The sequence below is a fragment of the Gordonia sp. 852002-51296_SCH5728562-b genome, assembly GCF_001665475.1.
GTDB lineage: Bacteria > Actinomycetota > Actinomycetes > Mycobacteriales > Mycobacteriaceae > Gordonia > Gordonia sputi.
Genome location: NZ_LZMI01000105.1, coordinates 1 through 12,329, shown reverse-complemented (window position 1 = coordinate 12,329; position 12,329 = coordinate 1). Strand labels below are relative to the sequence as shown.

Here is a 12,329-nt window from a genome sequence, read left to right as displayed (position 1 = left end):
AACAGCGTTCTTATCTAGAAGAACACCGTTCTAGTAGGTTGTCAATATGGCTTCCACACGAGGTACGCGTCGTACCCCGGCGACCGAGGTACGCACGAATCTCATCGCGTCGGGGCGTCGAATTCTGGAACAAGACGGTGTCGCCGGACTCACCGTTCGGGCGGTCGCCACCGACGCCGGCGTCGCACCCATGGGGGTCTACAACCACTTCGACGGCAAGGAAGGGCTCCTCGACGCCCTGGTCAGCGACGCCTTCGTCGAGTTCGCGCGCATGATCGACGTGACAGACGACGACGCCCGAGAGAGGTTGGCGCACAGCGGCAGGGCGTACCGGGAGTTCGCACGGCGCTACCCGGTCGCGTACTCGCTGATGTTCTCGCGCGAGCACCATCCCGACTCCGACGTCGCCGACCACGCCTTCGCGGTGCTGACCGACCACATCAGATACGGCCAGAACGCGGGACTACTCATGAAGATCGATCCGTACCAGGCGACGATGCAGGTGTGGAGCTGCGTGCACGGAGCCGTGTCGTTGGAGCTGGCGGGCACCCATCCCCCGACGATCGATCCCACCGAGAACTACGAGCACGTGTTGGCCATGGTGGTCCGCGGTCTGAGCTCGTGATGCGAGAATGAGCGCGATGAGCAGCGACGACAAGGCCACCAACGAATACCGGATCGACGATCTGGCGCGGGTTGCCGGGACCACCACACGCAACGTCCGCGGATATCAGGATCGCGGACTATTGCCCAGGCCATTGCGCCGGGGACGGATCGCGATCTACACCGACCTCCACCTCGATCGCCTCAGAGTGATCAACGATCTGCTCCGTCGCGGATTCACCATTCGGCACATCGGCGAATTCCTCACCGGAATCCAGCGCGGCGACGACCTCGCCGACGTACTCGGACTTCGCGAGGTGGTTGCCGCCCCGTGGGGGAACACGACGAAGACCTCGGTCAGCGCCGACGAGCTTCGCGAGTTGCTCAACAACAGCAACCCCGCGTACTTCACGCGATTGATCGACCTCGGCCTGATCAAGCCCGAAGGGACGGCAGATCCCCCGACGTCGTTCACCGTGCTCGATCAGGACACCATCGACGCATATGCTCGCCTCGTCCGCCGCGGTCTGACGCTGAATTCGATTCTCTCCGTACATGAGAACCTCAGTACGCAGATGGATTCGGTTGCGGAGGCACTCATTTCGGCTGGACGCGGGACGATCGCCGAGGAGTACAAGGACGGTTGGATACCGCAGACCCCAGCCGAAGCAGATTGGGTGCGTGACCTTCTCGTCGAATTCAGAAGAGCTGGTTCGACGATCGCGCACAACGCCCTCGACCGCGCACTCGATCGCGACATGGCTCGTCAGCTCGACGACTATCTCGCCATCGCCGACGACTCCGTCGATCAGGATCCGCTCGACCTCCGGGGAGAACGTCAGAGCCCGCCCGCCAAGGGACGAAAGCGATCAGGGAACGACGATCGGCGGCAATCCTCCGGGTAGTGGAATGACCGCTCGCGGTTTGGGTTTCGGCCGCGCATTGCTGCGCGGGCGCGGTTGTTCCGCGCGCCGCGATTCCTCGGTCTGTGCGGGTGGAGGAGGCGGCGGCACGTAGGTGGCAGCGGGTGCGCGGGCCTCGTTGAGGTCGGCAAGGTCTGCGTACAACTGTGTTGTCGTCGAACTGTGCGTCGTGGTGACCGGGTTCGACGCCGAGGGCGACGCGGAACCGCCGCTGAGCCCAAGTGCGGTGGCAGCCACCGCAACTCCGACGACGCCGAGCGCTCCGACACCGATCAGGATCTTCTTCCGACCGCGCCCCGTCGGCGCATCAACCGCTGCCCCACCGACCGCTGTCTCGTCAACTGCCGTCTCGTCAACCGCTGCGGCGTCGTGGCCGCGAGGCTCGATGCTGGGCGATATCGGAACGAAGCCGTCAGCCTGATAAAAGTCTTCGACGTTGTGCTGAAGACCGGCGTTGTGCTGAAGACCGGCGGTCGGCAGATAGGAGGGCGCCGACTGATCGGAGTATGCGAGCCGGATTGGCTCGATCCGATCGGTCACGTCGAACTCGTTGTCGACCGATCGCTGCGGCGGGGCGAGCGGTGACTGCTGCCTGCCGGCTTCTGAAAACGAGTCGCCAGGGACTTCCGCAACGGCGTCGCCCTGAACTTCTGCGACCGGGTCGGCAGCGACGTCCGCGACGGAGTCTTCAGCCACCTCCGCGACCGACTCGCGGTGGATCTCGACGTGGTCGGTGGTCTGGGCCACGGGTTCGGGCTCACATGCGGCGGTGGACCCCTGCTCGGCGGCAGCGGGCAGCGCCAGCGTGACGTCGTCGAGAACCACGATCGGGACGTCGGTGACCGGCGCGAGCAATTCCGGGAGTCCAGGCCACACGGTGTGCGTTGAATCGAACACCATCGCGCTGACCGTGCGGCCCGTCGAGTCGGCGCATTGCGCGACAGCGTCGGGCACGTGCTCGGCGCAGGCGAGCGTCGACTGTGCGACGTCGCGTCGTGTGACACGGAACAGTCGAACGTACTGCTCGCCCATAATGAACGTGCCGTCGGACTCGGCGAGGCGGTATCGGCCCCTATGGCTCAGTAGGCGCAGTTCCGCTGTCCACTCGTCGGAGTCAGGGCCGTCGACGCGTCCCGCGCGCACGAGGTGATCGGAGATGAGAGCGTCGAGGTCGGCTCCGCTTGTGCCGGAAGCACGTCTGCTCGCGAAGGCCGTGCCGGACTCGACGTCGACGAGTGTCACCTCGACGCCATCCTCGGTGACGCTCACCACAGCGAAGGAGTCGACGAGCGTCGAGTGACGGCGTCGGAGGTGGTCGGAGACACGAGTGATCACGGACGCGTCGACAACCCGCCCGTCATTGATCACCCCGTTCGGGATCACCCCGTCGTCCATAGTTCGGTAGTCCCCGTCATCGAGAAACCCCACGCACATTCTCGTGAGTCGCGCTCAGTGCACCTGAGCACGCTCGTTTGACCACTCCCCGCAGTTCTGAGTGTTCAACGTAGCATGACGTCAGCGGTGGACCACTTGTGTCGCATCTTCGAAGGACAGACAGCCGAGACCGACCGAAGCCCGCTGATCTGCGCCGAACCTGCCATCGTGGCTCGCCGTTGCGCCGCCGAGCGCGGCGTACGACCATCCCGCCCGCCGCCACGACTGTGGGTCCAGGCAGCGGCGACCGTCGACGATGACACGTGACCGCACAACGGGATCGAGTTCGGATGGCGCCATATGCACGAATTGTGCCCATTCAGTGGCAATCGCGACGACGTCGGCGTCCTGGGCGGCCTCGGCAGCCGAATCGGCATAGCCGAGCATCGGATACATCCGCCGAGAGTTGGCGTTCGCCTTCGGGTCGAAGACGGTGACCGACGCCCCGCGCAGCGCCAATTGTCCTGCAACACTCAGTGCGGGTGAATCGCGCACGTCGTCACTTTCCGGCTTGAATGCCGCGCCGAGGACCGCGATGTTGGCGCCCAACAGTTCTCGCGGACATACCTGCGCGATGAGGTCGACCATCGCGGATCGTCGTCGCATGTTGATCGTGTCGACCTCGCGCAAGAAACGAAGAGCACCATGCGCTCCGAGTTCTTCGGCGCGCGCCTCGAATGCGCGAATGTCCTTGGGCAGACATCCACCGCCGAATCCGAGGCCCGCGTTGAGGAATCGGCGCCCGATCCGCTTGTCGTGACCGATCGCGTCGGCGAGCGTCGAGACGTCCGCACCGACGATCTCGCAGAGTTCACTGATCGCATTGATGAATGAGATCTTCGTCGCGAGAAAGGCGTTCGCGGAGACCTTCACCAACTCTGCTGTGGACCAGTCGGTTTCGATGACCGGCAGCCCAGTATCGATGATCGTGCGGTACACGTCGCGCAGCACCGCGCGTGCGGCCCGCGCGTCGGAGTCCGGATCGGTGCCGATCACCAGACGATCAGGACGCAGTGTGTCTTCGACGGCGTAGCCCTCGCGCAGGAACTCGGGGTTCCAGGCGAGATCGACCGTGGCATCCGGGGCCGTCAACGTACTGATCCGATGCGCCAACGACGCGGCAGTACCCACTGGCACAGTCGATTTCCCGACGATCAGGTGGTCACCACGCAGATGTGGCACCAGTGCGTCCACCGCGCCTTCGACAAACGACGTGTCGGCCGCATGCCCACGCGCACGCTGCGGTGTACCCACCCCGATGAAGTGCACCGAACCGTGCGCAGCAGCGGCGTCGGCCTCTGTGGTGAACGAAAGTCTGCCCGCAGAGATGTTGCGGCGCAGGATGTCTGCGAGCCCGGGCTCGAAGAACGGAACCTCCCCCGACGACAGGCGCGCCACCTTCTCCGGATTGACGTCGACGCCGAGCACGTCGTGTCCGAGTTCGGCCATACACGCTGCGTGTGTCGCCCCCAGGTATCCACACCCGATCACTGTCAGCTTCATACCTGAAGTGACTACGTGGGCCGATCTGCCAATTCGCTACGAGCACGTGACCAGTCGCAGGCGCGCGTATGAACGTCGTGTTCAGGTGTTGAACGACAACTAAATCCGCGTCACCCTGCGGGCGAATCGCGGGACAACACCGCGTCACATCCGGCGCTGGCTAGCGGTCGGCGTCGCGGATGAAGTTCAGATACGCCTTCGACGGCGTCGGGCCGCGCTGGCCCTGGTACTTCGATCCGACCGCGGCGCTGCCGTAGGGATTCTCCGACGGGCTGCTGAGCCGGAACAGGCAGAGCTGCCCTATCTTCATTCCGGGCCAGAGCGTGATCGGCAGATTGGCGACGTTCGACAGTTCGAGCGTGATGTGGCCGGAGAAGCCCGGATCGATGAAGCCTGCCGTCGAATGTGTCAGCAGGCCGAGCCTGCCGAGTGACGACTTGCCCTCCAGCCTGCCTGCCAGGTAGTCGGGCAGGCTGCAGATCTCCAGCGTCGAGCCGAGGACGAACTCGCCCGGATGCAGCACGAACGGCTCTCCGTCTGCGGGTTCGACGAGAGTCGTCAGCTCGTCCTGCCGCTGTGCGGGGTCGATGTGGGTGTAGCGGGTGTTGTTGAAGACCCGGAACAGGTTGTCGAGCCGGACGTCGACGCTCGACGGCTGCACGAGAGCAGGATCGAACGGGTCGATCGACAGGTTGCCGTCGGAGACCTCGGAGCGGATGTCGCGATCGGAGAGCAGCACGCCTGCGAGCGTATCGGACGGTGTGTGGTGCAGGTACGACGACGGCGTTCTGCAGTCTTACAGCGGGTCATCCGGACGGACCGTGCGACGCAGGGCGCCTCAACCCCCGGAATTGAGCTCTGCGCGGCACTCCTCAGTTGTCTTGGTCTGGATGCAGTCAGACCACGCCCGCTGGTCGTCGGCCCAGCGATGCTCGGGCGTCTGCCCTGTGTTGAGTTGCCACTGATAGTTGGTGCAGATGATGGCGTTGCCGTTGGCGTCGACGGCTGTCCGGCCGACGTCCGCCCCGATGCACTGGTCGCCTATCGACGGCCCTGAAGTGGTGGTTTGAGGCAGGTTCGGATTGGGTGCGACGCCCTGAACACTGGACCACACCGTGTTATCGGTACCCGCGAGACGTGAGCAGTAGGCCGTCGAGCCGTCCGCGAATACTGCCGTCGCCCCGATCGGGCCGCACTGGGCGCCCTCGTTGACCGGGGCAGCCGTGGGCGTCTGCGGCGGTGCGGTAACCGTCGCCGTGGGCGTCTGCGCCGATGAGGTTACCGTCACCGTGACGGCCGAGACGCTCGACTTGTGCTGGCTGGTGGTCGTCGCGGTGCCCGAATCCGTGGCGCAGCCCGCGAGGACGAGAACAGACACCGCGGCCAGCATTCCCCAAATCGATCGCATGGCAATCGGTTTACTCCGTCCGCCGCGGGTTGGCGCCGGTAATGGACTACTTGCTCAGCTCACGGCGCGCTCGGCGATCGCGAGCACAAGCCGACGCGGAGCGAACCGTGCACCGTACGCGCCGATCCGATTGACGAGACCGTCGACGACGCTTGGCTTTCCGGCGTCGAGCGCCTTGAACGCGGTGTCGACGACCTGCTCGGTGGTGCGCCGCGACTTCATCGCAGAGCCGTCGCCTGCAACGTCGAAGAACTCGGTGTCGGTGGCTCCGGGACAGACGGCGAGGACGTGGACGCCCTTGCGCTTGCCCTCCGACCAGAGCGCCTCGCTCAGCGACAGCACGTATGCCTTGGTGGCCGCGTACACCGCCATGCTCGGAACCGGTTGGAACGCAGCATTACTGGCGATGTTCACGATCGCTCCCGTGCTTGCGTCGGCCATGCGCTTGAGGTAGATCGTCGTGAAGTCGGTGAGTGCGCCGACGTTGAGCTGTACCTCGTCGCGGATGCGCGACGGGTCGGCGTCGGCAAGGTATCCGAACGTGCCGAAGCCCGCGTTGTTGACCAGGATGTCGACACGCAGTCCACGGCCATCGGCTTCGGCGACCACCTTGTCGGCTGCGCCTGGTATGGAGAGGTCGGCGGGGATGACCTCGGCGCGGACACCGTGGCGTGATGCCAACTCGTCGGCGAGCGCGACCAGCTTGTCCTCGCTGCGGGCGACCAGGATCAGGTCGGCACCACGCGCCGCGAGTGCGCGGGCGAACTGCTCGCCGATACCTCCGCTCGCCCCGGTGATCAACGCTGTGCGGTTGCGGTACTCCATGACTAGTCTCCCCCGTCGTCGTGTGACTGTTGTAGCTGTATGTAGCAGGCAGCGTCGCGCTGGTGCATGCGCGAGCCTGGTCGCGAGGATAGCCGCGACATCGCGGCCGGTCACCGTCATCGGGGCCTGGGTTTGCTAGGCTGTCGTTCGCGAGCAGACCTCGCACGCCGATGTAGTTCAATGGCAGAACATCAGCTTCCCAAGCTGAATACGCGGGTTCGATTCCCGTCATCGGCTCTCATACACCCGCGATGCCACTTAGCCCGAAGCAGTTGGGCTCAGACCAGTTCGGCGATCATCGCGCGGACCATCCAGTCCCGGTAGTCGGGGATCGTCCAGCCACGCATCACAACAAGCAGTTCATAGAGTTCCGGCGCGATCAAAGTCCAGAGCGTGTCCCGTGCGTGTTCGACGGTGACCCCGGCCCGCAGGCTGCCGGAGTCGGCGAGGTGCTCGGCGAATTTGGTCATCCCGAACAGTCGCTGCTGTAGCGCAGTCGTCCACAGCTCGCGTAGTGCTGGATCGGTGCGCGCGCCGTCGCGAATCGCAAGCATCAGGCGTCCGGCACGGACCATCCGCGGCACCGCTGCCGCCACGTACAACTCGAGCTTGCGGCGGGGGTCGGGTTCGGTCTCGACGGCCCGGGTCTCCGGCCGGTCGGCCACCTCGACTTCTAGGTCGTCGCCGGCCAATGCCTGGTCGAAGGCGACCTTGATGAGTCCAGCCTTACCGCCGAACGACTTGTAGATGGTTTCGGGGGAGACATCGCCGGCGTCTGCGATGTCGGCGACCGTGACTCCGAAACCGTTGCGCTCGAACAACTCTGTGGCGGACAGAACGATCTGACGCCGTCGGGCACGGGCCTGGTCGCGTCGCCCCGACGCGTCGTAGCCTCGCCTTCTATTGACTCCAGTCACCCTGTAATCAATACTAGGTTTTCAATACAGTCATTATGTATCGAAAGTCGAAGGTCGTGATGAGTATTCAGGAACCAGCTGTGGTCGCCGTTCGCGCAGTGACCGACATGGGTGCCGGCGACCGGGCAGCGTTCGACGCGACGATGCATCCCGATGCGGTGAATCGGGAGGCGCACGCGGAGCCACCGAACTGTCGCGGCGTGGGTCCGGAAGCGTTCTGGGCGTCCGCGCTCTGGTTGCGGGCCGCCTTCCCGGATCTGCGTCATGAACCGCATGTCGCCGTCGTCGACTGCGAATTGGTGGTCGTCCACGCGACGATGTCCGGCACACACCGCGGACCGTTCGTCGTCTACGACGCCGCCGGCCGCGTGGAGCAGGTGTTCGCGCCGACCGACAAGACCTTCGCGGTAACCCAGACCCACTGGTTCCGCATGCGCGACGGGCTGTGCGCCGAACACTGGGCCAACCGTGACGACCTCGGGATGGGACAGCAACTGGGCTGGTTCCCCCCGTCACCTCGCTACCTCTGGCAGTGCGCCCAAGCGAAGCGCGCAGCGCAGCGCACCGAATCCAGCTCGCGCTGAACGAGATCCGCATCGCTCAGGAGTCTCGATACGCTCGGCGGTCCCTGGGCAGAGAGCTTGCGAGCGTGTCGAAGGGCTCGTCGCCCGATTCGACACGAACCCTGCGTCAGTAGTCGACGCGGAAGCCGCCGATGAGCCGGATGGTGTTGCCATCAGGGTCGGTGATCTCCGACAGTCGCACACCTTTGTTTGCCTCGACGACGTCGCCGGTGGCCAAGCCGCGGTCGGCCAGTTCGACCCGATGTGCGTCGAGGTCGTCGACCGCAAAGTTGAGTAGCGCGCTGCCCGCGCGATCGGCGTCAAGGTGGACCTGCACCCAACCGCCGTCGACCACCTGCCATTCAACCAGTGAGGGCATGGGGTTGTTGGTGAAAGTCGTCCCGAAAAGCCGCGTGTACCAGTCGCCTGCGCGATCGATGTCGCTGACGGGAACGACGCCGAGTAGATGGGCGATGCTCATGGTCTGCGTCCGTTCGTCGTTGTGTCTGACGCGTGGATAGACCTTGTGGTGCCGCAGAAGTCATCGGTGTGTGGGTGTCATTGTCGGCTCGGAGCAGTAGACGCGACGGGAGCGGCGACGGTAGCCGGAAGCGTACGGAGGAGATGGTCCAGGCGCACCGACGCGGCGACACCTGCGCCGCGGGCGGTATCCGGTCGGGCGTCGACGCCACTGAGCAACCGCGCCAACGATTCACCTCGTTCGGCGTGTGTCACGGGTTGTTCCAGAAAGATCTGATGGAGGTCCTCGGCGTCGGTTCGCAGCCGGGTGACCGCGGCTCTCACCACCTCGGCGTCGTGCCCGGTGTACACCAGCGACGGGTCAGCCGACAGTGCACTCGATGTCTGCGCCAGCACGTGTGCACTTCGAGTGAGGCGCCCGAGTTGTAGTGAACGAGCGCGGCGTCGTGCACCGAGACCGACGAGCATCGCCGCCGCCATGTTCGACAGCGTCGAGCGGACCGCGTGATGCGCGTTGTCGAGGGCGATCGCCGCGTCGACGACGGGCTTCGACTGATGCGCGGACGTCTGCGCCTCACCGCACGACACGATCAGATGATCAAGTGCCGCAAAGTATTTGTCGACGCTGGCGGCCACAGCACCGTCGGATCGCTGCGACGTGACGATGTAAGCGCACACCACGCCGACGATCGCACCCGCGATGGTTTCGTCGAGTCGAACGAAGGCGAGCGTCCAGTTGTGGAAGCCCAGGAGAGCGTAGATGACCGCGAACTGGATCGTGAAAAAGATGGTGGGCATACCGTTGTTGGCGCCCTGGTAGTAATAGCCGAAGAACACACAAACCAAGAAGAGGATGGACAGCGGGAGCGGATGACCGACCAGCAGGATTGCCACCACCGCACCAAACGCCACCCCCACCAGGGTCCCGACAACGCGCCACGACGATTTGGTCAGCACGTCGGCCCGGGTGGCGGCAGTCATGAAGACGATGAACGTCGTCATCACCGCCCAGTACCAGCGTCCCGCCGCGATCGCCTGTCCCACGCCCGCTGCGATGGCGGTCGCCGCCATCACCTGAATCGCCATCCGCGAGGTGGGCCGCAGGTGGTCCCACCAACGCATCACGGCCGCAGTGCTATTGGTGACGTGGTCGTCGGTGAAGGCCCCTTCGGTAGTGGACGCATCGGTATTCGACACCTCGGCATCAGAAACATCGGCATCAGAAACATCGGCGTCGGACACGTCGGGTTCCGGCGGGCTGAGGTCATCACGGTCGGCATCCCCGCGCGCGGCGTCGTCGAGGTCGAGTTGTGCCAGCAGCGCGCGGGAGACGAAAAGCGTTGCAAGGCCTAGTGGAGTCGACGGGTCGACCGTGGTGATCGCCGAGCGTGCCGTAGGTTCCGCGGCCGCGGCGTCGTTGCTGGACGGCTTGCCGCGAACGACGGTCATCAGCGCATCGAGGACACCGGCGAGCGCGGGATCCGAATGCGGATCGACACCCGATTTCGTCAGAGACTGCAACTGTTCGCATGCCAGCTCGGTTGCGCTTTGTGCGTCGAACATGCTGCGGCGCAGCGTGTTCGGGTCGACTCCGAGCGATGCGACGTCGAACTGTTGCAGCCACCCGGCCATGGCAAGGGTGAGGTCGGGCAGGTGATTCACCGGCACGAGGATCTCGGCGTCGGTTCCGGGTCGTTGGGACCGCTCGAGCGCTTCGGCGCACGACGCTCGAAACTGCCGCAGGTGCAGCTTGAGTCGGCGAGCCGGGAACGCGATCAGCATCACAGTCCGCAGCAACACACCGCAGATGAGTGCACCTCCGACGACAAGAAGAATCTGCTGCAGGTTCGCGCCGGGTTCTCGCATGGCCAAGATCGCCATCAGGTAGGCGAAGAAGGTGACACCGCCGACGGCCAGGCCGCGCCAACCGAATCGTCGTACCCAGATACAGAATCCGGCCATGGGTATCGACACGACGATCTCAGCGGGAGAATGATGCGTCAGGACGACGCCCAGAGCCGCTGCGGCCAGCCCCGGGACGATGACGGTCACCGACGTCAGCCAGCGGGCTTTCGCGGTGACGTCACCGGTCGCTCCGAAGGCGACCATGCCGATGATTCCGCCTGTCACCAGCAGAATGTCGGGTCCGTGGGTGGCCACGATGACGAAGTGGGCAACCAGAATCCCCAACGCCGTCGCGATCGTCGTCGACGTGGCATAGATCAGCCAGGTGTGGCCCGGGTCGTACACCCGGAATGATTTGATTATCGACGATCGTGAATTCTGCACATCCACTCCGAGGTCCTGCTTTTGCTCTCGGATTCTATGTTGCGGGAACCGCGGGCTGCGCCGAATGACATTCTTTCGCAAGTGCTTTCGTGGTGCCACTCCCGCTCACACCCACTCCCGGTCGCACCCACGCTCGGTCAGACCACAGCGGTGAAGCGTGAGGAACGGCGTTCCAGGCGGTGCTGAAGCCCACGCCAGCGCGGCGGCAGCTGTGGTCGGAACGTCGCGGTCGAGTAGTACACGTGTTTCGCGAGTTCCACGACGATGAGATAACCGATCACCATCACGAGCAGGAACACGTAGAACGACGCCGGTAGCGCCACGAAACCGAGTGGCCTGGCCAACGGGGTGAACGGCAGCACAACCCCGATCACCAGCACGATCCCGACCGCCGCGATCAACAGCGGCGACGGACGGCTGCGGAAGAAAGGAATACGACGAGTGCGGATCGCGAACACGATCAGTATCTGAGTCGCCAACGATTCCACGAACCATGCGGTGTGGAACTCGGTGGCCTGAGCGTGGAAGATCTTGATCAGCGCGGCAAAGGTCAGAAAGTCGAACAGCGAACTGATCGGACCGAAGAACACCATGAACCGCCGGATCGCGGCGATATCCCAGTGCGACGGCGACCGCAGCGCTTCGGCGTCGACCCGGTCGCTGGGGATCGCGAGCTGGCTCGAGTCGTAGAGCAGGTTGTTCAGCAGGATCTGGCTCGGCATCATCGGCAGGAACGGCAGCACCGCAGAGGCGCCCGCCGCGCTGAACATGTTGCCGAAGTTGCTCGACGCGCTCATCTGTACGTACTTGATCGTGTTGGCGAAGGTGCGTCGTCCCTCGGCAACACCCCGCGCGAGCACCCCGAGGTCCTTCTCCAGCAGAACCACATCCGCGGAATCCTTGGCGACATCGGTGGCGCTGTCGACCGAGATGCCGACGTCGGCGCGATGCAGGGCCAGGGCGTCGTTGACCCCGTCGCCGAGGAAGGCGACGGACTGTCCGTGCGTCTGCAGCGCACTGACGATCCGAGCCTTCTGCTCCGGTGTGACTCGAGCGAACACTGTGCGCTCCCGGGCCGCTCGGGTGAACTCTTCGTCGTCGAGTCGGTCGAGTTCGGTCCCGGTGATGCTGCCACCCGACGTCATACCGAGGTCGGCGACGACGACGAACGTGAGCTGACCCTTGTCGGTTTCCTCGTGTTCCTGGACCAACCGAAAACATCGGCGGCACAATCACTTCAAGATCTCGACAACCTGCACATCACGGTCAAGGTGGCCACCGGTGACAACGTGGTGGTGGCCGACAAGGTCGTCGCCGACCTCGGTATGACGTCGGGTGGCAGCATCACCGGGACCGAACTCGACCGACTCGACGACGAAGAGTT

General features: G+C 64.6%; 12 protein-coding genes, 1 tRNA gene and 1 pseudogene. 5 read left to right on the top strand and 9 right to left on the bottom strand.

Going from position 1 to position 12,329, the window contains the following annotated elements; genetic code table 11:
• Positions 1-46 precede the first annotated feature (46 nt).
• Together A5766_RS17955 and A5766_RS17950 are read left to right on the top strand one after the other, a co-directional pair.
• Entirely contained in the window at positions 47-625 is a 579-nt protein-coding gene (locus A5766_RS17955) for a TetR/AcrR family transcriptional regulator (RefSeq protein WP_064905776.1), read from the top strand.
• 16 nt (positions 626-641) lie between these two features.
• Complete coding sequence (locus A5766_RS17950) at positions 642-1,508, top strand: MerR family transcriptional regulator (protein ID WP_064863694.1); 867 nt, start codon at positions 642-644, stop codon at positions 1,506-1,508.
• Here A5766_RS17950 and A5766_RS17945 read toward each other — a convergent pair.
• The 5 genes from A5766_RS17945 to A5766_RS17925 all read right to left on the bottom strand — a co-directional run bounded on the left by A5766_RS17945 (position 1,473) and on the right by A5766_RS17925 (position 6,696).
• Positions 1,473-2,921: a hypothetical protein gene (locus A5766_RS17945; protein ID WP_231894712.1), complete on the bottom strand. Its 1,449-nt coding sequence runs from the start codon at positions 2,919-2,921 to the stop codon at positions 1,473-1,475. The genes A5766_RS17950 and A5766_RS17945 overlap by 36 nt on opposite strands.
• A 120-nt stretch (positions 2,922-3,041) precedes the next feature.
• Complete coding sequence (locus tag A5766_RS17940) at positions 3,042-4,463, bottom strand: UDP-glucose dehydrogenase family protein (protein ID WP_064905774.1); 1,422 nt, start codon at positions 4,461-4,463, stop codon at positions 3,042-3,044.
• Positions 4,464-4,623: 160 nt separating this feature from the next.
• Entirely contained in the window at positions 4,624-5,202 is a 579-nt protein-coding gene (gene dcd / locus A5766_RS17935) for a dCTP deaminase (protein WP_064905772.1), read from the bottom strand.
• A gap of 99 nt (positions 5,203-5,301) precedes the next feature.
• Positions 5,302-5,871, bottom strand: a complete 570-nt coding sequence (locus A5766_RS17930) for a hypothetical protein (protein WP_156527510.1) — start codon at positions 5,869-5,871, stop codon at positions 5,302-5,304.
• A gap of 54 nt (positions 5,872-5,925) precedes the next feature.
• Positions 5,926-6,696, bottom strand: a complete 771-nt coding sequence (locus A5766_RS17925) for an SDR family NAD(P)-dependent oxidoreductase (RefSeq protein WP_064905768.1) — start codon at positions 6,694-6,696, stop codon at positions 5,926-5,928.
• 166 nt (positions 6,697-6,862) lie between these two features.
• Between A5766_RS17925 and A5766_RS17920 the strand changes: the two genes are divergently transcribed.
• A tRNA-Gly gene (locus A5766_RS17920) sits at positions 6,863-6,933 on the top strand.
• 41 nt (positions 6,934-6,974) lie between these two features.
• Here A5766_RS17920 and A5766_RS17915 read toward each other — a convergent pair.
• Positions 6,975-7,613, bottom strand: a complete 639-nt coding sequence (locus tag A5766_RS17915; RefSeq protein WP_064905766.1) for a TetR/AcrR family transcriptional regulator — start codon at positions 7,611-7,613, stop codon at positions 6,975-6,977.
• A 59-nt stretch (positions 7,614-7,672) separates the two neighbouring features.
• Between A5766_RS17915 and A5766_RS17910 the strand changes: the two genes are divergently transcribed.
• The gene (locus A5766_RS17910) at positions 7,673-8,197 is read left to right on the top strand and encodes an ester cyclase (protein WP_064905806.1); all 525 of its coding nucleotides are present in this window, start codon (positions 7,673-7,675) and stop codon (positions 8,195-8,197) included.
• 106 nt (positions 8,198-8,303) lie between these two features.
• Here A5766_RS17910 and A5766_RS17905 read toward each other — a convergent pair whose 3' ends face one another.
• The 3 genes and pseudogenes from A5766_RS17905 to A5766_RS17895 form a co-directional block, all read right to left on the bottom strand.
• On the bottom strand, positions 8,304-8,657 hold the full coding sequence (locus A5766_RS17905; protein WP_064905765.1) for a VOC family protein: 354 nt from the start codon (positions 8,655-8,657) through the stop codon (positions 8,304-8,306).
• A gap of 77 nt (positions 8,658-8,734) precedes the next feature.
• The gene (locus tag A5766_RS17900; RefSeq protein WP_156527509.1) at positions 8,735-10,945 is read right to left on the bottom strand and encodes an FUSC family protein; all 2,211 of its coding nucleotides are present in this window, start codon (positions 10,943-10,945) and stop codon (positions 8,735-8,737) included.
• Between the two features lie 137 nt (positions 10,946-11,082).
• A pseudogene (locus A5766_RS17895) lies at positions 11,083-12,132 on the bottom strand (HAD-IC family P-type ATPase); the annotation flags it as partial.
• A gap of 9 nt (positions 12,133-12,141) precedes the next feature.
• Here A5766_RS17895 and A5766_RS24740 point away from each other — a divergent pair.
• A partial coding sequence (locus A5766_RS24740) for a hypothetical protein (protein ID WP_197501541.1) occupies positions 12,142-12,329 on the top strand: 188 nt, incomplete at its 3' end.